Annotated in this window: 17 protein-coding genes; 7 read left to right on the top strand and 10 right to left on the bottom strand. The window is 46.4% G+C overall.

Features of this window, described 5'->3' with window-relative positions; translation table 11 throughout:
• Positions 1-42: 42 nt before the first annotated feature.
• Complete coding sequence (locus ACF8CV_RS19195; protein WP_017447750.1) at positions 43-639, bottom strand: LON peptidase substrate-binding domain-containing protein; 597 nt, start codon at positions 637-639, stop codon at positions 43-45.
• A gap of 323 nt (positions 640-962) precedes the next feature.
• Here ACF8CV_RS19195 and ACF8CV_RS19190 point away from each other — a divergent pair, with 323 nt between their 5' ends.
• The 4 genes from ACF8CV_RS19190 (at position 963) to csdA (ending at position 4,560) form a co-directional block, all read left to right on the top strand.
• A complete protein-coding gene (locus tag ACF8CV_RS19190; RefSeq protein WP_021449946.1) occupies positions 963-1,754 on the top strand; it encodes an outer membrane protein OmpK in 792 nt (263 codons plus the stop codon).
• 108 nt (positions 1,755-1,862) lie between these two features.
• Positions 1,863-2,753: a 2-dehydropantoate 2-reductase gene (gene panE / locus ACF8CV_RS19185; RefSeq protein WP_025506981.1), complete on the top strand. Its 891-nt coding sequence runs from the start codon at positions 1,863-1,865 to the stop codon at positions 2,751-2,753.
• Positions 2,750-3,349: a DJ-1 family glyoxalase III gene (locus ACF8CV_RS19180; protein ID WP_020835452.1), complete on the top strand. Its 600-nt coding sequence runs from the start codon at positions 2,750-2,752 to the stop codon at positions 3,347-3,349. The genes panE and ACF8CV_RS19180 overlap by 4 nt, the downstream gene beginning before the upstream one ends.
• A complete protein-coding gene (csdA, locus tag ACF8CV_RS19175; protein WP_138938268.1) occupies positions 3,349-4,560 on the top strand; it encodes a cysteine desulfurase CsdA in 1,212 nt (403 codons plus the stop codon). Before ACF8CV_RS19180 ends, csdA begins: the two co-directional genes overlap by 1 nt.
• A 33-nt stretch (positions 4,561-4,593) precedes the next feature.
• Here the strand turns inward: csdA and ACF8CV_RS19170 are convergent, their stop codons facing one another.
• The 5 genes from ACF8CV_RS19170 to ACF8CV_RS19150 all read right to left on the bottom strand — a co-directional run bounded on the left by ACF8CV_RS19170 (position 4,594) and on the right by ACF8CV_RS19150 (position 9,015).
• Entirely contained in the window at positions 4,594-5,514 is a 921-nt protein-coding gene (locus ACF8CV_RS19170; RefSeq protein ID WP_005456666.1) for a sensor domain-containing diguanylate cyclase, read from the bottom strand.
• Between the two features lie 309 nt (positions 5,515-5,823).
• Positions 5,824-6,252: a cysteine desulfurase sulfur acceptor subunit CsdE gene (csdE, locus tag ACF8CV_RS19165; protein ID WP_005482295.1), complete on the bottom strand. Its 429-nt coding sequence runs from the start codon at positions 6,250-6,252 to the stop codon at positions 5,824-5,826.
• A 34-nt stretch (positions 6,253-6,286) separates the two neighbouring features.
• Positions 6,287-7,096, bottom strand: a complete 810-nt coding sequence (tcdA, locus tag ACF8CV_RS19160; RefSeq protein ID WP_021823215.1) for a tRNA cyclic N6-threonylcarbamoyladenosine(37) synthase TcdA — start codon at positions 7,094-7,096, stop codon at positions 6,287-6,289.
• Between the two features lie 99 nt (positions 7,097-7,195).
• Positions 7,196-8,299, bottom strand: a complete 1,104-nt coding sequence (gene mltA / locus ACF8CV_RS19155) for a murein transglycosylase A (protein WP_138938269.1) — start codon at positions 8,297-8,299, stop codon at positions 7,196-7,198.
• A gap of 260 nt (positions 8,300-8,559) precedes the next feature.
• Positions 8,560-9,015: a DUF2850 domain-containing protein gene (locus ACF8CV_RS19150; protein ID WP_005456510.1), complete on the bottom strand. Its 456-nt coding sequence runs from the start codon at positions 9,013-9,015 to the stop codon at positions 8,560-8,562.
• A 164-nt stretch (positions 9,016-9,179) separates the two neighbouring features.
• On the opposite strand from ACF8CV_RS19150, the gene argA reads away from it, so the two are divergent.
• On the top strand, positions 9,180-10,517 hold the full coding sequence (argA, locus tag ACF8CV_RS19145; RefSeq protein ID WP_025501928.1) for an amino-acid N-acetyltransferase: 1,338 nt from the start codon (positions 9,180-9,182) through the stop codon (positions 10,515-10,517).
• 348 nt (positions 10,518-10,865) lie between these two features.
• Positions 10,866-11,054, top strand: coding sequence for a hypothetical protein (locus ACF8CV_RS19140; protein WP_011106047.1), 189 nt, complete (start codon positions 10,866-10,868; stop codon positions 11,052-11,054).
• 34 nt (positions 11,055-11,088) lie between these two features.
• Here the strand turns inward: ACF8CV_RS19140 and recD are convergent, their stop codons facing one another.
• The 3 genes from recD to recC all read right to left on the bottom strand — a co-directional run bounded on the left by recD (position 11,089) and on the right by recC (position 20,717).
• Positions 11,089-13,236 carry an exodeoxyribonuclease V subunit alpha gene (gene recD, locus ACF8CV_RS19135; protein ID WP_138938270.1) on the bottom strand — a complete coding sequence of 716 codons (2,148 nt, stop codon included), beginning with the start codon at positions 13,234-13,236 and terminating at the stop codon, positions 11,089-11,091.
• A complete protein-coding gene (gene recB / locus ACF8CV_RS19130; protein WP_138938271.1) occupies positions 13,236-16,907 on the bottom strand; it encodes an exodeoxyribonuclease V subunit beta in 3,672 nt (1,223 codons plus the stop codon). Before recB ends, recD begins: the two co-directional genes overlap by 1 nt.
• 318 nt (positions 16,908-17,225) lie before the next feature.
• Complete coding sequence (gene recC, locus ACF8CV_RS19125) at positions 17,226-20,717, bottom strand: exodeoxyribonuclease V subunit gamma (RefSeq protein ID WP_138938272.1); 3,492 nt, start codon at positions 20,715-20,717, stop codon at positions 17,226-17,228.
• A gap of 253 nt (positions 20,718-20,970) precedes the next feature.
• Here recC and ACF8CV_RS19120 point away from each other — a divergent pair, with 253 nt between their 5' ends.
• Positions 20,971-22,794 carry a DUF3413 domain-containing protein gene (locus ACF8CV_RS19120; RefSeq protein ID WP_029796374.1) on the top strand — a complete coding sequence of 608 codons (1,824 nt, stop codon included), beginning with the start codon at positions 20,971-20,973 and terminating at the stop codon, positions 22,792-22,794.
• Between the two features lie 76 nt (positions 22,795-22,870).
• Here ACF8CV_RS19120 and ACF8CV_RS19115 read toward each other — a convergent pair whose 3' ends face one another.
• Complete coding sequence (locus tag ACF8CV_RS19115) at positions 22,871-23,845, bottom strand: TDT family transporter (protein WP_021823460.1); 975 nt, start codon at positions 23,843-23,845, stop codon at positions 22,871-22,873.
• Positions 23,846-23,923 lie beyond the last annotated feature (78 nt).

The following is a 23,923-nucleotide window of genomic DNA, read 5'->3' as shown; positions in this document are numbered from 1 at the left end:
GCCAATATTGCAGCGGCTCTGCTCAGACTCAGCTCAATCCTTTCATATCCTTGCCTCTTTGTTTGAAGGGGCTTCTATGGCTTCTGTCAGAAATTGCAACGCAGGAATACAGTCCTCTGCGCCAACGAGCTGTTCGAACAGATTGCAGTCTAAAGGAAGTAATTCAAGCCAGCGCTGGGTAACCCAAGCTGAGTCATCGTAAAAACGATGCTGGTAAAGGTTTCCAAGTTGCGGAAACTCTTCATAAATATGGGATAACTGCTGGCTTAAATAGAAAAAATCTGGTGAGTTGTCTGGATGTTGCCAATTGTCTAACCATTCGACTTCTGCATGGCGTAAACCGTCCGAGTCCGCACGAACTCGTTTGATAACAAAGCGTTTCTCACCAGCGACTGTAATACCAAGAAGACCATCACTGAGTGTTTCAAAATCAACGATCCTGACCAAAGTTCCGATAGATGAAACATTTCCCACGTCTTTAGGGTCACCCTCGCTTCCTACTAGGCAAACACCAAACCCCACATTTTGCAGACTACACTCTTTCACCATGCGCTTATATCTTGGTTCAAAAATACGCAGATTCATCTTGCCTTCGGGTAGTACAACCGAGGTGAGCGGGAATAACATGACTTCTTTCATTCAAACGTCCTCTTTGGTTCTCCGATTCATACGAACGCCTTATTACTCGGATCACTAACGATTTGTGTTGGTTAATCGACTGGCTTAAAAAGTCATAAAATCGCTTACGCAAACGATCTAAATCACATATTTATTGCAAGTTAATGCAACAAACAAAAAGTTCCGTAAATAAAGATAAGTTCGTGACACACCTCACTAAAAACGTTCATTTTTGCACCCTTTATCACTTTCATTTGCGATTTTTATCGCTATTATTCCCGCCAATTGGAAAGCGCAGCACAGATTGCGTGTTCTGAATCATTACAAACATAGAGAGTCCCCTTATGCGTAAATCACTTTTAGCTCTTAGCCTTCTAGCGGCTACATCAGCTCCAGTATTAGCTGCAGATTACTCTGACGGCGATATCCACAAAAACGATTACAAGTGGATGCAATTTAACCTAATGGGTGCATTCAACGAACTTCCTGGTTTCCCTGATGGTTCGAACCACGACTACCTAGAAATGGAATTCGGCGGCCGCTCTGGTATTTTCGACCTTTACGGTTACGTTGACGTATTCAACCTAGCTTCTGACCCAGGCAGCGACAAATCTGGCAAAGAAAAAATCTTCATGAAGTTTGCTCCACGTATGTCTCTAGATGCTGTAACTGGTAAAGACTTGTCTTTCGGCCCAGTTCAAGAACTATACGTTTCTACTCTAATGGAGTGGGGCGGTGCTTCTGAAGTTAACTCACAAAAAATCGGTCTAGGTTCTGACGTGATGGTACCTTGGTTAGGTAAAATCGGTCTAAACCTATACGGTACTTACGATAGCAACAAGAAAGATTGGAACGGTTACCAAATCTCGACTAACTGGTTCAAACCATTCTACTTCTTCGAGAACGGTTCATTCATTTCTTACCAAGGTTACATCGACTGGCAATTTGGTATGAAAGATGAGTACTCTTCATCTAGCTACGGCGGTGCTATGTTCAACGGTATCTACTGGCACTCTGATCGCTTTGCTGTTGGTTACGGTCTAAAAGGCTACAAAAACATCTACGGTATCAAAGAAGTTAATGGTGTAGATTCAACTGGCTTCGGTCACTACATCGCAGTAACTTACAAGTTCTAATTGAACCGATAAGTTTCCTCAAAAATGGCGCCAATTGGCGCCATTTTTATTTGCTTTCCTCTCTCCCCTCATTATCCTTGCAGCAAACCTTTTTACTGAGAGCGTTTGGTGAATATTCTCATTTTAGGTCCGGGGGCCATTGGCTCACTGTGGGCAACAAAATTTCAATTGGCAGGACACCAAGTATCAGTGTGGGGCAGAACGTCTGAGCCGCAACACTCCCTTACGCTTGATGACTCACCTGCAATGGAGTTTCCTAACCAACATATTCCCTCTTTACAACAAGCGGATTTGATTTTGGTCACGGTGAAAGCGTGGCAAGTGATCACTGCACTCAAACCTCTTATTGAGCACATTCATCGCGATGCCATTGTTATGCTTATGCACAATGGTATGGGTACGGCCGAGCAGGTAGAAGAGATGCTATCCGCAAATCCCGTCGTTATCGCAACCACAACCCATGGTGCTTATAAGCCGAATAAAGAGCACGTAATGCACACGGGGCAAGGCATCACTCAAGTTGGCGGCTTTAATGCGTCTGGCGCTCATTGCCAGTTTTTGCAAGATGTTATGCAGCACGCTTTACCAGAAGTTGTTTGGAACCCAAACATCAATGCCGCGTTATGGACCAAACTCGCCATAAACTGTGCAATCAACCCGCTTACAGCATTGCATCAATGTAAAAATGGCGACCTTGCACACGGTGATTTTCAAGACACCTTGAAAAACATCACGAAAGAACTTGTCGAAGTGATGAATAAGGAAGACATTGCGACGCAGTTCGACGTACTTTTCGAGACCATTATGCAAGTGGTGCGGGCAACGTCTGAGAACTATTCTTCAATGAGGCAAGACGTGTTTCATCAGCGCCCGACCGAAATTGATTTTATCACTGGGTACTTGCTAAAAGCGGCAGAGAAACATCGCATCAATACACCTGAGAATTTAGAACTTTACCAACGCATCAAACAAATAGAACAAAGCTGGACAGAAGAATGAGTAAGAAAATCTTAGTGCCAATCGCTCCGGGCACCGAAGAAATGGAAGCCGTCACCGTTATCGACTTGATGGTTCGCGCGGGTTATGACGTTACAGTTGCAAGTGCTGCATTTGATGGTGCACTGACAATGAAAGCCTCTCGCGGTGTAACACTAACCGCTGACTGCAAATTGGTCGATATTGCTGACGACGAGTTTGATGCCATTGTATTATCTGGCGGCGTGGGCGGCGCAGAAACTTTCCGTGATAGCACCATTATGATTGAGATCCTCAAACAGCACATGTACGAGGGTAAACTGGTGGCGGCAATTTGTGCAGCTCCTGCTTTGGTTTTGCAACACCACAACCTTTACCCTGAAGCCTTGATGACATGTCATCCAAGCTTCCAATCTCATATTCCTGAAGACAAATGGCGAGCTAAACGTGTCACCATGGATGTGAATCACAACCTACTGACAAGTCAGGGACCAGGAACCGCACTTGAGTTCGCAATGGAAATCATTATCAAACTTTCCGGTAAAGAGCATGGATGGATGGTCGCAGAACCGCTAGTCACTATCCCAACACTGCATTATCACGAATTTGGTGAAGAGTAATGTTTGACGTAAACGCTGTACGCGAACAGTTCCCGGCTCTAAATCAAGACGTAAACCAATCGCCTTTGGTTTACCTTGATAGCGCAGCAACAACACAAAAGCCACAGTGCGTGATCGATGTGATTAGCCGTTACTACAGTGCACAAAATGCTAACGTGCATCGTGGTAGCCACAGTTTGACAGCAAACGCCACTAGCCAGTTTGAAGCCGCTCGCGAAGCCGTAGCAACGTTTATTGGTGCAAACAGCTCTAAAGAAATCATTTGGACGCGAGGCGCAACCGAAGCACTTAACTTAATAGCACAAACTTACGCTCGCAGCACCTTACAACCGGGCGATGAGATCTTGATTAGCGAGATGGAACACCACGCCAACATCGTGCCGTGGCAAATTGTGGCCGAACAAACTGGCGCGAAAATAGTGAAAGTGCCAATGATCCCCGAGTGCCAGTTTGACTTGCAGGCGTTTGAGCAGCTGATTTCTGAGCGATGCAAAATCGTCGCGTGCGCACAAATAACCAACGTAACAGGCACACGCCAACCTATCGAAAAGATCACCGAGCTAGCGCACAGCGTTGGTGCGGTAGTTGTAGTTGATGGCGCACAAGGCATCGTGCATGAGCAGCTAGATTTATCGGCATCAGATATCGATTTTTACGTTTTCTCAGGTCACAAGCTGTATGCGCCAGCAGGTATTGGCGTTCTATACGGCAAACTAGAGTTGTTAGAAGCTATGCCACCATGGCACGGCGGCGGCAAAATGGTTGAACGCGTTTCTTTCGAGAAAACGACCTTTTCAGCACTTCCTGGCAAATTTGAAGCGGGAACACCAAACGTAGCGGGCGCGATTGCTTTAGCGAAAGCCATTGAGTGGTACCAAGGCTTTGACCATCACGAAGTCGAGGATCATCTCCATGTGCTTCAGGATAAGGCCTACCGAGCACTAAACGCGTTGGATGACATCCATATTCTAGGCTATCAACCGAATGCCTCTGTACTGACGTTCGTAATGGACGGCGTTCATCACCAAGACATGGCGACGCTGCTCGATCAACAAGGCATTGCAGTACGAGCAGGACACCATTGCGCTCACCCATTGATGGATGCGCTAAACGTCAAAGGAACGGTACGCGTTTCTTTTGGTATTTATAACACGGCTGAAGATGTGGATAGGCTCATCGCCGCCGTAGAGAAAGCCGTCGACATGTTATAACGCCAACCTTTCGACTTGGAGTAACCAACAAGGTTACTCCATCTGCCTATCCAGAGTCGCCACGCAGTTTCTGCCATTTCTTTTCGCAGCATAAAGTGCTTTATCTGCATGCGCATACAAGCGTTTGGTGGTTTCATTTCTGCCTATTTTGACCACGCCCACGCTCACCGTGACCGGAATTTCAATCTTTTCAAATTCAAACTGGCAATTTTGAATATGGGAACGTACTTCCTCTCCCACTTCTTTCGCCGCCGATAGAGAGGTTTCTGGCAGGATAATCGCAAACTCCTCCCCTCCTACTCTTGCAAAAATCTCGTCTTTAACCAACAAGTGAGAAACCAAATCGGCTAATGTTTCTAAGACATAATCTCCCGCATCATGGCCACGTTTATCATTGATAACTTTAAAAAAATCCAAATCAAACAATAATAGAGCAGATTGGTAGTCAGGAGTTTGGGATTTAATGACTTCTTCTGTGAGCTTTTCGAAAAAAACACGTCGATTGTAGATGTTTGTGAGAGCGTCAATTTGGCTTTGGTGGCGAAGAAGGGTTTCGACTCGGTGGCGGTTGGAAATGTTGCGGGTAAGAATGAGAACAACGCGACGACCTTGATAGTTTATAGTGAGCGGACAGATTTTCCCTTCGTAATAGAGGTCGCCTTTTGGCCCACTGTTCGCATCTATTCCCTGAATGCTGTCGGCGCACATCTTGTACTCGATCGTCACAATACTGTCTTGATTGAGTGACCGATTGATCTGTTCGATAAACCAGTCGGCTTGCTCTTTCTCAAGTACGCTGTGCAGCGTCTTACCTATCAAATTGCTTCCATCGTGATAGGCTTTTTTGTCTGTTCCTCCAAAAACATCAATATAGATACCATCTTCACTCAAAATAAAAGTGGGGTCAGGCATTCCGGATAACACGTCTTGCGCATGTTCCAAGGTGAATTGCATACAGGGAGGTTCCTAGCGTTTGTATCTAAGTAACCCAATCGCCTCCAAATGTGTTTCAACATTGGGGAATAGAAGCGAATGGGGCATATGTCTATTATCTAATATAGACAAATTTTAAATACAATTGAGTCTATAAAAACCAAGTGGGCAATATAATGAATCTGGATCAATAGAAAGGTCAATTAAAGTCAAAATAGTCGACTATTTGCATATTTTTTATTCACACGCGAAAAACGTCTCAACTCAGATACAAAAAACGCCAAACAGCTAAGCTATTCGGCGTTTTTTAAAAATTGGGGAAATGGCTCATTACACGGCAGTGTGCTTAATCTGCTCAACAATAGCTTTCAGGCCATTACCACGTGATGGGCTTAAATGCGCGATGAGTCCCAGCTGCTCAAAATAATCATCAATATCAAACGCTTGAATTTGATCGGCCGTTTTACCGTCATAAGCCGCCATCACCAACGCAATTAATCCGCGTACAATACGCGCATCGGAGTCTGCACAAAAATGCCACACGCCATTTTGCGCTTGGCTCACTAACCACACCAAGCTTTCGCAACCCGATACTGTAACTTGTTCTGATTTCAGCTCTTCTGGCATTTGTGGCAGCTTTTTACCCCACTGAATGACCTGACGGTAACGATCTTCCCAGCCTTTAAATTGCTGCATCGTTGCGACAATATCTTCGCTGGTGATTTCTGTTCCAAATGGAGATGCAGGAAAATCGATCATAATGTGCCCTTCTGTTTGATGCTTTTTGGCTGAACTACTTCTTGTGTTTTTGAATCAGCTTCTCAACGATTCGCGATACCGCAACAAAGCCAAACGTCGCGGTTACGACAGTTGCCGCACCAAATCCGCTAGCACAATCCATACGTTTTGGACCGTCCGCTGTCGACTTCACACCACACACTGAACCGTCTGCTTGAGGATACTTCAGCTGCTCGGTTGAAAACACGCAATCAATACCAAACTTACGAGCCGGATTCTTAGGGAAGTTATGATGACGACGCAAAGTGTCTTTGATTTTCTTCGCTAAAGGATCTTGAATCGTTTTCGTTAAATCAGCGACCATGATCTGCGTTGGATCGACCTGACCACCAGCGCCACCCGTGGTGATCACTTTGATCTTGTTGCTGCGGCAATACGCCAACAAAGACGCCTTTGCTTTTACGCTGTCAATCGCATCCAACACGTAATCAAACTCTTTACTTAAGTACTCATGTTGATTGTCTGGCGTAATGAAATCATCAATCAGATTAACTTTACACTCCGGGTTGATCAACTTGACGCGCTCGGCCATCACTTCAATTTTGCTTTGACCAACGGTACCCGTCATTGCATGAATTTGGCGGTTAATGTTCGTGACACAAACATCGTCCATATCAATCAGAGTCAGCTCACCGATCCCCGTACGAGCCAACGCTTCCACCGCCCATGAACCTACACCACCAATACCAATCACACAAACGTGTGCAGCGCGAAGAATGTCCACTTCACTATTGCCATAAAGACGACGTGTGCCGCCAAAACGTTGGTTGTAGCCGTCAGATGCAGGGGTATCGAGTTCACGCATATTGAAGTCCAGATGATCGATAGAAAAACAAAGAGTGCGATTTATACGCACTCTTTGATGAAATGTCTAGATAAGAGGGGGTTCCTCTTTCTTGGATGGCTATTGTAGCTTTTCTGGCAGTAAAGCCCAAGGCGCTTGAGTTGGTGAGTTTTCCAACCCAAGTTTCCACACTCGACCAAAATGCTTGTAATGCCCAGCTTCTGTCCCTGCTCTAGCACCAATGCCATGATACAGATCCAAATGGTTTTGTTTTACCGCACCACCTGTGTCTAACACGATCAACATGCGCAGTTGGTGAGCGCCGCTCCACGTACCATCGGCATTCAACAACGGCACTTCCGCCAAGATTGGCGTGCCCATTGGTAAGATAGAGCGATCGCCCGCGACAGCGGCCATTGGCAACAACGGAATACCAGCCGAGCCTGTTACAGGCGCTTCCGCTTTTGGTGCAAAGAAAACGTAAGAAGGATTTTGCTCCAACAACTCGCGCACTGTCGCATCGTCGTTGTCCATCACCCACTCTTTAATCGCTTTGAGGGACATTTTTTCACGCGGCACTTCACCACGTTCAATCAAAATGCGGCCAATGCTGACGTAAGCTTTGTTGTTTTTCCCTGCGTACGCAAAGTATTCCAACGTATCATCATCTTCAAAATGCACATAGCCACTGCCCTGCACTTCCATCATAAACGGGTCAATACGATTTGGCGCATAACCAAGCACTAAACCTTGGCCATCTAATGCCCCATTGTAGATCTCCGCGCGAGTCGGACAATCTGATGTGCAGTTCGGCTTACCGTAAACTGGGTACTTAAAAATGTCGTTTGGTGTATGACGAAGCTCCATCACGGGAGAAAAGTATCCGGTAAACAACACATTACCTTTTTTATCACCACCACCCAATTGCGCGGCTTGAATGCCAAACGCACTCAACGCGCTGGTGTCTCCGCTTTGCTGCGCCCACTCACTCAGTCTTTGGTAAAGCGGTTGGTAAATCTTCGACATGGATGGTGACTTCATCACCACTTGCTCAGCTTGCTTATTAAACTCAGTAAAATCACGTGGTTTGTTGGATTCAACTACATCCACTTTATTTAGTATCTGAGGGAACTCACCATCGAGATATTGCTGAGCGCGATCATTTTGTTGAGCACAACCAAATAGCAGACTCAAAGAAATAATAGGAAGGAGTTTTTTTAACACGTGATTTTTCCGTAAAAAAGAATAGCAAAAGGATGGCAAACAAATGCAAACGACGCAATTGAAAAGCGACGACAAAATGTTTCAACACTAAGCCAATCCGTTTACTTGTTGTTAAATCATCCATTTCGGGACGAACAACATGATAACAGGAGAATATTTACGAAATTGTCCAGACAATGTCTGAACTGATGTGGATATCAAAAAGATAGGAATGTTGAGCACTCGCGCAATGGCGAATGCTCAAATAGAAAACACAATATTTAACGAACGGCGATGCCAGCGTGCCCTTCAAGACGAAAGACCGGAAGATAGTGCGCCCGCGCATCCAACTTCATTTCTGTATGTTGCTTTCCGACAAAATCAAAATGGCGTACGGTCGAACCGACTTTGTATGAGAACGAATCGCCATCAAATTCAAAATCGGTTGCAATGGTCGAGCCATTAACGGTCACCCCCCTTTCACTAAGCACAAACTCTTCCCTCGAGTAAGGCGCTACATCTTGCTCAACCCAGCGGCCATAAATTATTGATTTAGAGATGGGAGGGTTAATGTACCGAGTGATCAAATCGCCATACAGCATACAAACAATGACCGTACCCAGCACTGCCATTAGCATGAGAGAACGTTCCGCCCACTTACGAAGTGACGATTTTGTAGATGAATTAGACTCGTTTTGAGCAGTGATCGCAGCATTCTTATTTACCACTGAAGACATGAGGTTCACTTATTTGAAATAGACGCGCGTATTGTAACCTCCATAACCAAACTGGACAAAGTACCGTACTCCAGATGTTTGTGCTTTATTCCAAAAAATTGCCTTGCCATTAATTGAATAAAAAGACATTATTTAAGCATAAATAAACACAAGGAATGGCAGTAGTGAAAATTCGTAGTACCGCTCTCGTGAAAGGATTCCGCCAATCAACCCCTTACGTCAACGCTCACCGTGGGAAAACCATGGTAATCATGCTGGGAGGTGAAGCGGTCGCCCATAACAACTTTGGCAATATAATCAATGATATTGCTTTGATGCACAGTTTAGGCATCAAAGTCGTTGTCGTTTATGGCGCTCGTCCGCAAATCAATCAATTACTTGAAAAACAAGACCTTACTACGCCATACCACAAAAACATCCGAATTACCGACGAAGCGGCACTATCGGTAGTTATGCAAGCTGCTGGACAGCTTCAACTAGCCATTACCGCACGCCTTTCAATGAGCTTAAACAACACCCCAATGGCTGGCACACAACTGAATGTAGTCAGTGGCAACTTTATCATTGCACAGCCACTTGGCGTAGATGACGGTGTCGATTACTGCCACAGTGGACGCATTCGCCGCATTGACACCGACGCGATTAATCGCACGCTCGACCAAGGTTCTATTGTGCTACTTGGCCCCATTGCGAGCTCCGTGACTGGTGAGTGTTTTAACTTACTTTCTGAAGAAGTCGCGACGCAACTGGCGATCAAATTAGGCGCAGACAAACTGATTGGTTTCTGCTCAGAACAAGGCGTGATTGACGACAATGGCAATGCCGTCGCAGAGTTGTTGCCTATCGAGGCAGAGCACGTCATCAAAACGCTTTCAGAAAACCACGCTTCAGATTCCGATTACAACACGGGCACTTTGCGTTTCCTCAAAGGTTCCATCGCCGCTTGTCGCGCTGGCGTCCCACGTAGCCATCTCATCAGCTACAAAGTAGATGGGGCTTTGATTCAGGAGTTGTTCTCGTTTGACGGTATCGGAACTCAAGTCGTCATGGCGAGCGCAGAGCAAGTTCGTCAAGCTGGTATTGATGACATCGGCGGCATTTTGGAATTGATTCATCCATTGGAAGAACAAGGCATTTTGGTCAGGCGTTCGAGAGAACAGCTAGAGCAAGAGATTGGTAAATTCACCATCATTGAAAAAGATGGCTTAATCATCGGATGCGCGGCTTTATACCCATATTCTGAAGAACGAAAAGCTGAAATGGCCTGTGTTGCTATTCACCCAGACTATCGGGATGGCAACCGAGGTTTGTTGCTGCTGAACTACATGAAGCATCGTTCAAAATCAGAAAATATCAACCAGATTTTTGTCCTTACCACCCACAGTCTACATTGGTTTAGAGAGCAAGGATTCTACGAAGTTGGAGTCGATTACTTGCCAGGAGCCAAACAAGGGCTGTACAACTTTCAGCGTAAGTCCAAAATCTTAGCGTTAGACTTATAAACAAACTCAACATCATTAACAGATGCGTTCTGAATCCTCAATCCGAGGTTTGGAACGCCATGCTCCGACTATCTCAATAATAAAACCATGAATCATAAGCAGTAATATCATTAATTTAGATATGCAAAGCATTACATTGATTTTAGTTCCATTTTTACCTTTTCAATATACACACTGTTGGCTATACTCTGCGCGCTAGTGATTGGTTTTTAACCAATGCAAATGGATCTAGGTGATGATACGTAGCCTTCACCCTAAAATGCTGGGCAGTCGATAACTAGTTAGCCCGCATTGCACACCAAGGACAGTTGTTAATCTGACTTTCAATAAGCCGAGACGAGCACTGTTATGAGAACAATCATTTGTAATTCGCTTCAAAGTTTCTGGGATATGGCTGACAATCAGTTTTTAGAAGGCCTAGATGTTCACTGTGTTTTTCCGGTGAATGACGCCATTCGAGACTTTATCCTTACTTATCAACAGCAATACAAAATACGCAGCGTATCGTTTACCGATGCCTTTGCACAACGTACATAAAAGAAGACCGAGCCATAAGCTCGGTCTTTTTGTTTTAGTTAGTAAGCCGCTGTACTAGCCCACTCGCGCGAGTGGTTTTCACCTTAATGCCTCGCTTCAGAACATTGAGTTCGGCGTAAAGAGCTAAACGCTTTTTCGCGCGGGTAATGCCTGTGTAAATCAACTCACGGGTTAATATCGGGCTAAAGTCTGGTGGCAAAATCATCAGGGTGTAATCAAATTCACTGCCTTGCGATTTATGGATGGTCATGGCGTAAGCCGTTTCATGTTCAGGTACTCGACTTGGCAAGACCGATTTCACACTGCCGTCAGGTAACTCGAAAAAGACTTTCAAACGCGGTTCTTCTTCACTGTCATCTCGCATACAAATACCGATATCACCGTTATACAAACCTAAACCGTGATCATTACGCGTAACCATGACGGGTCTGCCGTGATACCAAATTTCATCCTGAACTTGAATGAACTTGCGCGCCGCGAGCGCTTTCTCGATGCGTTGGTTTAGCCCAGCCACACCAAAGTCACCTTCACGGATCGCGCACAGCAGCCGGCATTGGTTGAAAGTATCTAACACTGCTTTGGCTTTGTGCGTTAGCGACTCTGGCTCTCCGGTTTTAGGATCGATTTCCTGTTGTCCAATGCGTTTGAGGTAACGACCGTATTCCTGCACCAACGTCTGCATCATTTGGTTGTAATGTTGACTACTTAGGGCGAAATGTTCGATATCGGAAAAGTCACGCGCCCAGACGTTATCTACGCTCGCAGCAGAACCGGAGTTAACCGCTTTTGCCAACTGACCAATGCCTGAGCGAGCATCAAATCGGTAACTCTTTTGCAGCATACATAAACTATCAGCAATGCTAGATGCACTGTTACCCGTATGCGCTAAAGTATCGAACCCCGTCAGTTTTGCGATGGCTGACGCCTGCTCTTTGCCATAACCCAATGCATGGAACGAACAGATATCACCCAACACAGCCCCTGCTTCAACTGAGGCAAGTTGGTCTTTATCACCTAACAAAATCAGCCGCGCATGCTTCGGTAAGGCATCGACCACTTTGTACATCATTGGTAAATCGACCATCGACGCTTCGTCGATAACCAAAATATCCAAATGCAGTGGATTTTGCTTGTTGTGACGAAATTCTGCGCTATTAGGAATCGCGCCCAGCAACCTATGTAAGGTACTCGATTCAGTCGGAATTTTGGCTTTTAGCTCCGGAGAAACTGGCAGCTCTTGCACTGCTTTACCAATGGACTCGGTTAATCGCGCCGCCGCTTTCCCCGTCGGGGCCACCAGCTTGATGGTTAGATTTTTCTCGTGCGTTGCCTGTTCAATCAAAGCAGCAAGCAATTTGGTTACTGTCGTCGTTTTACCCGTACCTGGGCCACCAGAAATCACAGCAAATCGACGGGTCAACGCAACCGCCGCCGCGACTTTTTGCCAGTTCACACAAGCTGAGAGTGGTACGAGTTCATCCAGTGTTTGCATATCTTGAACCTTGCGCGCATTGCTAAGCACGGAATCAATGGCGTGCCAATCCAACGATTCGCTTGCGACCACATCAAGGTGATCACACACCAATTGTTGACGCAACACTTGGTTGCTGCTTCCCGCTTCTACTGCTTTGCCCAACGCGTTAAACAGAAAATGGTATTGGCGTGCGAACAGATGGTTGAGCAACGCGGATAATCGCGCAAACTCTTGTGCTTGCAAGTTAACTGCGGCGCCCAACTGATTGAGCTTTTCCGCCAGTGTCACTTCATAATGCCAATAGCGGTGCAGATACAGACGCTCGCCATCGAACATCAGCGGCAAGGCTTCTCCTTGCGCGCCGACCAAGCTGGAATTTTGTAATACTTGAATCCAGTCTATACCTTGAAGCTGAGTATTAAGCGCCAATGCCGACTCACCAAACAGCCCTAACTTACTAGCCAAATCCGTAGATTGCCCTTGTGCATCGAACAGAGGCAGACAGATATGTCCTTTGCCGAGCTCACTACTGACAACACCCGCGATAAACGCCAATGCTTGACTGTCCGACTGTTCATCATGCGTTTGAGAATCAATAAAACAGGCGAATTGGTAGTCGAGCTGACGAATAGCACCTTTGTGCGCCAAGCGTTCCAGCACTACCAATAAACTATCTTGGCCAGAATGAAGATTGTGATTTGTCGTCATTAAAGTAGCTCCATCTGCCCGGCTTGAGTTGAGCGCGTTTCAAGTGCTTGACCATCAATCAAACGATCCATCTCTTGTAAGAACTCTAAGGTTGGTTTCGCGGCAAAAATGCCGTGGTCACTCTGCCCATCCATACCGCGCAAGAACAAGTAATACACGCCACCGAAGTGATGATCATATTGATAATTCGCCAATCGGCTGCGTAGGAAACGATGCAGTGCTAACGCATAAATCTGGTACTGCAAATCGTAGCGGTGATCAGCCATCGCCGATTTCAGAGCCTCACCATGGTAGTGCGTCACATCGTCGCCAAGATGATTCGATTTCCAGTCAAGCACGTAGTATTTACCTTGATGTTCAAACACCAAGTCGATAAAACCTTTGAGCATACCTTGCACGGTTTGGAAACCTAAATCCCCCGCTTTCGCCGACAACGGATCGTGACGTTGAATGACTCGGTTTAACGCCGGTGCAGACAACACTTCAATCGGCAACAAAAATTCCATCTCCACCAAACGTTGCGACGGTGCTTTTTGATTCAGCAGCAAAGACTTACCATCCAACGGAGTTGCGAGTACGGTATCAATCAATTGCTGTAAAATGGGCAACCACTCTTCATCGAGCTGTTCGCTTTCCATCAAGCCAAGGATGATTTGTGTATTCTCTTCCGTCGTGGCTGGCTGAGTAAATTCAATTTCCTCAAACAGGCTGTGCAGGAACGTACCCGGACGCGCACCGCGAGGGAAGGTAAAAATAGAACGCTCTGGCTCCACCAAATCCGCTTCGTCTTGCTCTTCAGATGAGTCGATATCAAAGCCCGTAATCTCAATCGTGGCATCATGCTCGGCGTGATGAGAGCCTTGCTTGACCAAGCCAGAATAACTGGTGATGCGCCAGTTTCTGTCGATAGGGTTTTGCAGCTCTTTCGCGCTAAGATCGTGTATTTCTTCTTGTGGCGCTACGTAGTTGTCTTCGAGTTGCTGCGGCGGATCGGCCACAACGACACAATCAAGCTCGTCTTGTTGCTTTGTTAAACCTTGGTGCAAATCGTTAATGCCACCTTCTTGACCATTCTGAATCAAATAGCCAATCGCACTGCGGTGTACGCCAGTTGGCTCTTTGGTCGAACGACCATTGCGCAAAGGCGAGGCTCCAATAAAACACGCATACACAGCACGCGTTAGTGCCACGTATATCAAGCGTAAGTCTTCCGCCAAACGCTCTTTATCCGCTTGCTTCATGGACGCATCGTTGCCAGTGATATCCAGTATCGTGCGGTCACTGGCTGCATCGTAATATTTGGCTTCGCTGGCTTCTCGATAGCTGAACACAAACGGCAGAAATACGAGGTCATACTCCAAGCCTTTTGATTTGTGAATAGTTACGATCTGCACTAAGTTACGTTCCGATTCTAAACGTTGGATTTGGTCATCACTGCCACCCAAACCGTTTTCCGCATCACTGATAGACTGAGCGAGCCAACGCAGCAGACCGTGGTCGCTATCCAATTCATTACTGGCTTGTTGAAGCAGTTCACCGATGTGCATTAAATCGGTAAGTACTCGCTCACCATTCTCACCCTGTGAACTCGCACCTTCTTCTAGTAATCGCTCGGCAATATGGCGTTTGCTGATCACCGCGCGCAACATCGGTAGCACACCACGTTGAATCCAAAGTTTGCGATATTCTTTGAATTCGTTTACGGCGTTTTCCCACACCACTTCATCGTTATTAAGTGCATCCAAACTTGCTGCGTCGAGGGCAAACAGCTCAGAAGCAAGACTTGCACGCAGCGCACGGTCATTTTCTGGAGTCAGCACCGCTTGCAGCAAACGCTGTAAATCCTGCGCCACTGAACTGGTAAACACACTGTCTCGGTTAGACAGGTACACGCTGGCAATGCCTTGTTCAGCCAGCGCTTGTTTGATCATTCGACCTTCACTACCTGTTCGAACCAACACTGCGATATCGCCCGCTTGAACCGCTTTCTGTTTTTCGCCATTCACCAGACACGCTTGCCCCTGTTGAGCCTGCGTCAAAATGGTTTGGATTTGGCTTGCGGTCGCCTCTGCCATTCGAGTCAAATACTCGCCTTTTGGTAGCGGTTTATCGTCCGCTTCTTGCAACCAATACGTGAGCGCGGGTTGCTTTTGGCCACCCATAGTCCAAATGCGTTTTTCGGCATTGGGACTGTACTTAACGGGTAAGAAGGGAATATCCGAATCATAGATAAATGGACTATCGGGCAAGGCAAACACTTGGTTCACCGCCTGCACCATATCTGCGCTAGAACGCCAGTTGGTTCCTAACGTGTAGTGGGCACTTACTTGGTTACGCGCTTTGATATAGGTGAAAATGTCTGCGCCACGAAAGCCATAAATCGCCTGCTTGGGGTCCCCGATCATAAACAAACCACATTCCGGGTTGTTCAGATAAATACGGCTGAAAATACTGTATTGAAGCGGGTCGGTATCTTGGAACTCGTCAATCATTGCGACAGGGTACAAAGTACGAATACGCGCCGCTAAAAGCTCGCTTTCGTCCGTATCGATAGAAGCAGAAAGTTGCGTCAGCAAATCATCGAAAGAGAGCCACTGTTTTTGATTTTTCGCATTGGCCAGCATCACACGACAATGCTCAATCGCATGAGCAAGCAGTGGCGCTTTTAAGCTGATTGGATTGGCAAGAAATGTTTCAATGGCTTCAAATACCGCATGCTGCGGCGCACTGCCTTTCGGTGTTTTTTCCAACAAGACGTTTTGCGCGAATTTCTCCAGCTTGTCTGGATAATCGTAACCTGTGGTTTCCGTTGCCGCCCAAGCATTCACCGCCTCCAACCACGTCGGCAGAGACTTTTTGGTGTAGCTGCGTTTGTTAATATCTGAATCTGAAATCAGCGTGAAGAAGTCATCTTGGCTTTCTCGCCACTGTGCTTTTAATTCATCAATTTTTTTCAGATTTTCAGTATGAAGATCAGCCAAACTGCCTTTCATTGCAGGAACAGAAAGGCTTAACGGCGCACCGGTTAAGTAATTGCTGATGTCAGACAACAACGCAGATGGAGAACTCCATAGCTGGCGAATTTCCCCAGCCAAGGTAAATGGTAACGGGTAGAAATTGCGACGCCAGTAATCGGCTACAACTTGCGCTTTTAGGTGACTTTCATCGGTCACAAACTCGTTGTTAAATCGGCTGCCAGATTCAAACGCATTTTGCGTTAGCATACGTTGGCAAAAACCGTGAATGGTGTAGACCGCCGCCTCGTCCATCTGACGCTCTGCCTGCAATAAAATTTCTGCGGCTTGCTTGTGATCGTCAAACTCATTAAGCAAAGGTTGGATCACCGGGTCGGAACTCTGTCCACGCGCAAACGCGATTCGCGCATCATGGATTCTTGCCCTGATACGATCGCGTAATTCCGCAGTTGCCGCTTCGGTAAAGGTTACGACCAGAATTTGGTCGACCGTAAGCGGTACGCGATGTCGAGTTTCCGCGCTGCCGTGACCAAGCAAAAGACGCAGATATAAACCTGCAATAGTGAAGGTTTTACCTGTACCTGCTGATGCCTCGATTAACCTCGCACCGTGCAGAGGAAACGTCATCGGTTCTAGTGGCGTTGGTTGACGGTCTAACGTATGTAGAGGGCACTCTGCACCTGACATTTGATCCATAACGCTGAATCTCTCCGGATTATTTACTAGGACGTATCACCTAATAAATGTGATCTATAGTTAAAAATTCTATTAATATGTTTAACAAGTTGGATAATTTAGAGCTTTGTGAGATCTTTCTCACGGTTATCCATAAGACGTACCGTTAGTATGCGCCCCACGAGATAAGCCAAACCTTTTTGGCGGCACAACTCAAATGAATTAAACAAAAGTATCATGGTCCCTCTGACCTTGTGGCCGTACAGCGAACGCCCTACAAAAAATAATGATTTTCTGGCGGCCACCCTACTCTTCCTTCTCTTTATCCAACTTTCTTTATCACGCTTTTACATCATCAGCGTCTTGAACCGCTAAGCGCGCACCTTGCAGTACTAATGCTGTCAGCAAACGAACTTCTGAGGCCAACTCATCATTCCAAGCAGGCCAAATTCGAGAGATGTACGCATTATTGCCTTCGCCCGGGCTCATGAAGCCATCATTGAATGCGTCAGCCATTTTCTTCAAAGATTTCTCTTCGTCATCGACCCACTGACCGCGGCTAAAGCCCGCTTCAACACAAGCCAACGCCGTTTTCGGGAAATAAGGCAAAGGCTTAGTCATGCCTTCGAAGAATAAGCGAACTAATTCAGTCAGTAGCTGTTTGGCATACTGCGCATCGGCAATTTCTGGGTAGATTAAATGCAGCGCACCTTCTTTACGATCGTAACCAATGATGTGGGTTTTCTTAGCATGACCCGACGCCGACATGGCAAGGTGATCGATCCACGCTGCAAGGTAATCCTGCGCTCGAATCTTACCGCTTCGGTAGCGAATCAAACCGGATTGGTAGTATTGAGTTAGCCAACCTGTTAGGCGAACGTTTTTCTCTTCGCCTTCATTTCGCTCAAACAAGGCATCAAACGTCAGGTCGATTTCCAAATCGTCTTGAGGCGCACCAGATAAAAACGCCAGTTTGTCCACTAGCTCTTCCGCCTGAACTCGGTTGGTTTCAAATTCGATATCACCAAACGCTCCCACCGGAAGTTTGCCTTGAGCGCGCTGTTGACTCATAAAGTGTTTAAGCACTTCTGCTTTTTTCTCTGGCTGTATCAATGTCGTTTCAAGCAAGGTTTCTAGCAGCTCATCACGCATTTGATAGCTTTCCAAACCACCTAAAACAAAGGGTTCGTCGTCTTCCATCACCGGCAGTGGCGGTTCAAAGATTACTTTTAAACGACGATTGAAAAAATACTGCACCGGTAAGCGCCAGAAACGTTGCAACTCGACTAAGTCGAGCTCAAGTGGGAACGTCGCTCCTAACAGATAGTCGTCTAATGCACGATTAAAATCACGACGAACATAGCCTTGCGATTGACTGCTTTGAGTCAATGCCGCTGGAATCCACTCTTTCGCGTAGCTGGCGTGCGTGCCTTGGAACGCACTTGGGCTAAACGGCACCATGGCGTGGGTATTCACCAACGCATTTAATAAGTTGTCGCCAGACTCATCAACGGGCAACGCTTCATCACCACTTAAACAATAGTTTTGGTGGCAGTATTCCATCAGCTCAGAAACCAGAACCGAAGGCACTCGCTCGGTGTTGTCTTGGATTGAACGGCCAACATAACTGATGTAGAGCGTTTGCTGTGCAGACAACATCGCTTCGAGGAATAGGTAACGGTCATCATCTCGGCGCGAACGGTCGCCCGGTTTGGTTCTTCCCGTCATCAAGTCAAAGCCTTCTGGCGGCATGGAACGCGGGTACACGCCGTCATTCATCCCCAGTAGACAGACGGTTCTAAACGGAATAGAGCGCATCGGCATCAGGGTACAAAAGTTCACTTGACCAGCCAGGAAGCGCTGGCTGACTCGTGTGCCAGATAATTTGTTTTGAAGGTATTGGCTGATGATCGACGGCGATAACGCATCATCAAATGCGGCATCAGCTAATTGCTCTTTGAGTTGGCTGAGCGTATCGCGAATGGATTTGAGCGCCATTTCGCCTTCTAACTCAACTGAGAAGAAGTCATCCAGCAGTAAAACCAAAGTCTCTCGCCAACCATCAATAGTCTGAACATGAGAAAGTTTGCTACGATAAGTGCTAATTTGTTGGATAAAGTGTGCCAACTTGCCCGCAAGCTCTGCGCCCATGCCTTGCACTTCGTTGTACGGAGACAAACTGCCTTGCTCGGTTTCAAACAAACCTGCGGATTCTGGCATCGCGTAGCCAAGCAACATGCGTTGAATACCAAATTGCCATGTGTTTTGACGGGTTTCCGGCAGTTCAAATTCGCGTCCGGTATTGGCATCCAACCCCCAGCGAATTCCCGATTCTTCAACCCATTGTTTGGCTTGTAAGAAATCATCTTCGCTGAGTTCAAAACGCTTTAATATCGCCGGCGTTTCCAGAAGTTCGAGTAGTTCTGATGCCAAACAGCGCGTATTGGGTAAGTTCACCAACTGCATAAATGCGGCCAGAATTGGGCTCTCTTGATCGGCGGTTCGGTCAGAAATCGAATATGGAATAAAACGCTCACCCGGTGCGTTACCAAAGACCGCCTGAATCGCAGGGCTGTAAGCGTTGATGTCTGCGACCATCACGATAATATCGCGCGGTTTTAACGTTGAGTCAGCATCGAACATCGCCAACAGTTGATCATGCAACACTTCCACTTCACGCATCGGGCTGTGACAAGCGTGTAGGCTCAGTGATTTATCACCCAAGCTAACCACTTGTTTGTGATGACTGTTTTCAATCTGTTGGTCATCTTGATGTTCTTCAAGATTGAGAATATCCGCTTGCAATTGATGGAGCAGACTGTCGCGCTCAACATCAACAAACGCTTCAATTTCATGAGACTCCAGCTGAGACAACAGATACATATTGTCACGCCCGAGTTTACCCATGGACGCCAACAGGCTGTTGCCGACCACATCGGTGTGCAGCTCATCGATCACATTATCTTCCAATGAGCCTTTCAGTTGCTCAGTTTCACCTTGCACTTCCGAGTGATCGTCCTGCCACACAACGTGCTGACGATGTTTCGCCGCCAAACGAGCCAGATACTTGCGATCTCGAACTTCACCCCAGTAATAACGACACGGGTTGGTGAACATCAGATGCACATCGATATGCTCACCAATTGCTTTTAGCGCATCCATATAGCGAGGCGGTAACGAAGAAATGCCAAAAACAAACAAACGCTTGGGTAAATGGTCAAAATTGCCGTTAAAACTCGCTAACGTGTCGATAAAGTGCTCATAAAGGTTGGCACGGTGATAAGGAGACTGCCCTAATGACACTGTGTGATCGTACAACGCTTGCCATAAGATCGGCTGCCACGGATGCTCATCTTCCAGCTCTGGCACACTCTGCCCAGCTTCCCAACTTGCGATCCATTCCGGACGATACACCAAGTAACCATCGAAAATATCGGCAATTTTCTCAGCCAGTTGATACAGCTTAGAGTGGTCACTGTCATCTTTGAGGTACTGCGCTAACGGCGAAAACACCTCTTGGTTGAGAAGCCCCGGCAGCAGATGCATCAACTTCCACGTCATCGCTTCTTTGTTAAACGCACTGCGTTTTGGCACGTCTGGCAACACCTGCGTAAACATTTCCCAAATGAAGGTAGCAGGGAGCGGAAAATCAATGTTCGCGGCAACACCAAACTCTTTGGCCAATTCCATTTTTAGCCACTGGGACATGCCCGGACTTTGAACCAGAATTTGTTCTTTTTCGAACGGGTTTTCCAGCGGACTGATTCGAATCAGTTCGACAAGGAGTGATTTAAGAACGTCAACTTGGTTGGAGTGATAAACAGTAAACAAATTGGGAATACCGAGCGCCGATTGAAACTGTTAGCTAGCTTAGCACAGCCCTATTTAAACCCGCAGTGATCTCGTGTTCTGAAAAAAGTAAAAGGTTACATATCGCTCAAAATGGACAGAAAACATCACCTTTTCAAGGCGTAAGCAAAATCTTACACAGCCATACAAAATGTGACACTACTCGCAACTATTCCATAATAAAAAACACTGTTTTATACTCTTGCTACCTATAATTTATAAATATATAAAAAGTATGTTTCGCAAACTGTCTTCCAACAGCGCTTGGCTGATTGCTTTTTTTGCTTGCTTTGCAGTGTATCTGTCGATCGCTTGTTATCCTTTTGTGTTGTCTAACAATCAGAATGAACCGCTAACCTTGTTGCAAGGTTACTATTTGGTTTCGACTCAATATGGCTGGCTGGGCTTGATCGCTCTTCCATTTATGTTGTTGAGTTTATTGCTCTCTTTTCTACCGACTCGAGCATTCAAAGGCATCGTGATCGCTATCGCGATCTGTCTATTGATCATGTTTAAAGTCGATATCCTCGTTTTTCAGCAATACAAACTTCACATCAACGCCCTATTAATCCGTATGTTTTTCGAAGGTGGTGGTGATGTCTTCGATATTTCGTGGATGAGTTGGCTAATCTTCATCAGTGAAGTTGCCGTTCTGGTGATCGGGCTCGCCTGTACCGTTTGGGTAAGTAATAAACTGGCACAAAGCCGAGCTAAGTTCGTTTTGATCAGCGTCTGGTTTGCTGTATTGGTCAGCACACAGATGATTCATGCGTACAAAAACGCGCTTTACGACGATGAAGTCAGTCAGTTTTCGAATAACTGGCCACTTTACTACCCGCTGACGGCTCGTAAATTTATTTACAAACACGACCTAGTGGATGAGAACATTGCATCGAAGAACCGCGTAGAGTTAACCAATATTGAACGTAGCTCACTCAACTACCCGCTTGCACCCATTCAAGTGCAAAGCAAAGAGAAGCAGCCCAATGTTTTGTTTATCTTGGTTGACGCGTGGCGCTACAGTGATGCGACGCCGGAAGTCATGCCAAATGTCAGCAAGTTCGCCGAAAAAACGGTGAATTTCACACAACATATGAGCGGCGGCAACTCAACTCAAGCCGGTATTTTCAGCCTGTTTTACAGCTTGCCCGCGACCTACTGGGAAAGCTTTTACGCAAGCCAACGCTCTCCTGTTTTTATGGATACGCTGCAAGCAGAAGGCTACCGCATGGGCATTTTTGGCTCGGCACCGCTCACCAGCCCGCCACTTTCTCGCACGGTATTCAAAAAAGTGTCGGACTTGACCTTGAAACAAACTGGGGAAACAGCTGTCGAGCGCGATCAGCAGATCACAGACAAGTTCATCGAGTTCCAAAAGCAAGACAGCGACAAGCCGTACTTTGGGTTTCTGTTCTACGATGCCGCCCACGGCACGGTGTTTCCTGAACCTGAATTTGCGAAATTCAAACCATACTGGGAACGCGTTGACCACATTTTGCTCAACAACGATTTTGACGCTTCGCTTTACCACAATCGATACAAGAACTCGTTGTACTACATCGATAGCTTGATTGGTGATGTGCTGAAAAACGTCGACTTAGACAATACCATTGTGGTGATTTCATCTGATCATGGTGAAGAGTTTAACGACCATAAGATGAATTATTGGGGCCACACGGGTAACTACAGTGACGTTCAAGTACATGTGCCTCTTTACGTGTACATGCCAAATCGTCAACCAGAGCAAATTGATTACCGCACGACCCATTTTGACGTCGTGCCAACCATGATGAATACGCTGTTTGACGTTCAAGGCACAACGAGTTCATACAGCGTTGGTCATAACTTGTTTGATAGCTCTGCCCCTCGCGATTGGTATATTGCTGGCAGCTACTACAACTATGCATTGGTCGGCAAAGAACTGATGCTTGTGGTCAATCCTGGCGGGCACTCTCAGCAACTGAATCGCCAATTAAAAGTCGAGAAAGAACAGAAAGTTCCTGTCGATATCATTCGTCATTCTCTGGATGAGATGTCGCGATTTTACAAAAAAGGCTAGCGTCCAACATCGACGCCGATTGAAATAAAAAAGCCTCTTGGTTTGTAAGACCAAGAGGCTTTTTCCTATCTGCTATTTAAGCGTGATGAGCGTGCATCAAGCGTGGCTGAATCAACAAGTTGTTGATGTATTGTAATGCAACATAAGAGACAACAAATGTTGCCACAATCAACTCAAGACCAGCTAAGGCTCGCACTTGTTGAACATAGTGCGCAGCCAATCCTTGCAACTCCATCCAATTCGCCATTTTAAACAGCGCCGTCGCACCGATCACCATCGGGAAAGTGAACGCCGCATAGCCTGGGCTAAATGGCAGTCTAAGCAATTTAAAGAATGCGAGGTAAATGATGGCTGTCATCAATACCGCGATACCAAATAGCATAGCGATGATCACTGGTGATGGTGTAGCAGTGACCGTTAAGTACCCTGCCAATGATAGACTTGCTGGCGCTGCCATGATTGCCATTGTTGGTTTCGCTGCATCCGGAATTTCATGGGTAAACATGAAACGGTAAATCATCATCGGCAACATGATCGCGTACGCCACCATACCAAACATCAATGCGCCTTGTGCCACTGGTGCTAACATCGGGTTGCCAGAGAAAGACACATCCGCAACGATGATACCCACAGGCGGTACAAACCAACTAGGAACCATGTGGTGCAATTCAAAATCTTTGGCGCGATGGTAAACAAAGCTCACCAAGAACACGATGTGCAGAACCACCGCAATCAGCCAAAGCACATCACCAGCCAATGGGTAAAAATGGCCGAGAGAGTTCGATACCACCATAGTGCCCATCGCAAAAGTCGGAACCACGCTGCCCACAACCGGATGAGCAAGATCTTGTCTCAATAGATGGTTATGTAGCAAAAACTTGGTTGCCAATATAGCCAACAATACGCTCGCGATACCCGCACTAATCCACTGTCCGTAGCCATGTAATTCGGCGAAGTTTTCCCAACTCCAGCCTAAGCTTGCAATGCCAAGAGCCAAACCCGCCATCGGAGTTGGTGCTCCCATTACTTTTGCTTTTGTTCTTTGAATCATGATGACCTCAACCAGACTCACTCTTTATGGAGCGTATAATACGCTTGCACTTCGTTCCGATATATCTAATTATTTAAA

The organism is Vibrio sp. zbq_1 (assembly GCF_043102935.1).
In the GTDB taxonomy this organism is placed as follows: Bacteria; Pseudomonadota; Gammaproteobacteria; order Enterobacterales; family Vibrionaceae; genus Vibrio; species Vibrio parahaemolyticus.
The sequence above is the reverse complement of the archived record's forward strand: the minus strand, read 5'-3'. Positions and strand labels throughout refer to the sequence as shown.

Coding starts and splice junctions, on each gene's coding strand:
- ACF8CV_RS19195 (WP_017447750.1), bottom strand. CDS start 639: ATGAAAGAAGTCATGTTATTCCCGCTCACCTCGGTTGTACTACCCGAA.
- ACF8CV_RS19190 (WP_021449946.1), top strand. CDS start 963: ATGCGTAAATCACTTTTAGCTCTTAGCCTTCTAGCGGCTACATCAGCT.
- ACF8CV_RS19180 (WP_020835452.1), top strand. CDS start 2,750: ATGAGTAAGAAAATCTTAGTGCCAATCGCTCCGGGCACCGAAGAAATG.
- csdA (WP_138938268.1), top strand. CDS start 3,349: ATGTTTGACGTAAACGCTGTACGCGAACAGTTCCCGGCTCTAAATCAA.
- ACF8CV_RS19170 (WP_005456666.1), bottom strand. CDS start 5,514: ATGCAATTCACCTTGGAACATGCGCAAGACGTGTTATCCGGAATGCCT.
- csdE (WP_005482295.1), bottom strand. CDS start 6,252: ATGATCGATTTTCCTGCATCTCCATTTGGAACAGAAATCACCAGCGAA.
- tcdA (WP_021823215.1), bottom strand. CDS start 7,096: ATGCGTGAACTCGATACCCCTGCATCTGACGGCTACAACCAACGTTTT.
- ACF8CV_RS19150 (WP_005456510.1), bottom strand. CDS start 9,015: ATGTCTTCAGTGGTAAATAAGAATGCTGCGATCACTGCTCAAAACGAG.
- ACF8CV_RS19140 (WP_011106047.1), top strand. CDS start 10,866: ATGAGAACAATCATTTGTAATTCGCTTCAAAGTTTCTGGGATATGGCT.
- recD (WP_138938270.1), bottom strand. CDS start 13,236: ATGACGACAAATCACAATCTTCATTCTGGCCAAGATAGTTTATTGGTA.
- recB (WP_138938271.1), bottom strand. CDS start 16,907: ATGGATCAAATGTCAGGTGCAGAGTGCCCTCTACATACGTTAGACCGT.
- ACF8CV_RS19120 (WP_029796374.1), top strand. CDS start 20,971: ATGTTTCGCAAACTGTCTTCCAACAGCGCTTGGCTGATTGCTTTTTTT.
- ACF8CV_RS19115 (WP_021823460.1), bottom strand. CDS start 23,845: ATGATTCAAAGAACAAAAGCAAAAGTAATGGGAGCACCAACTCCGATG.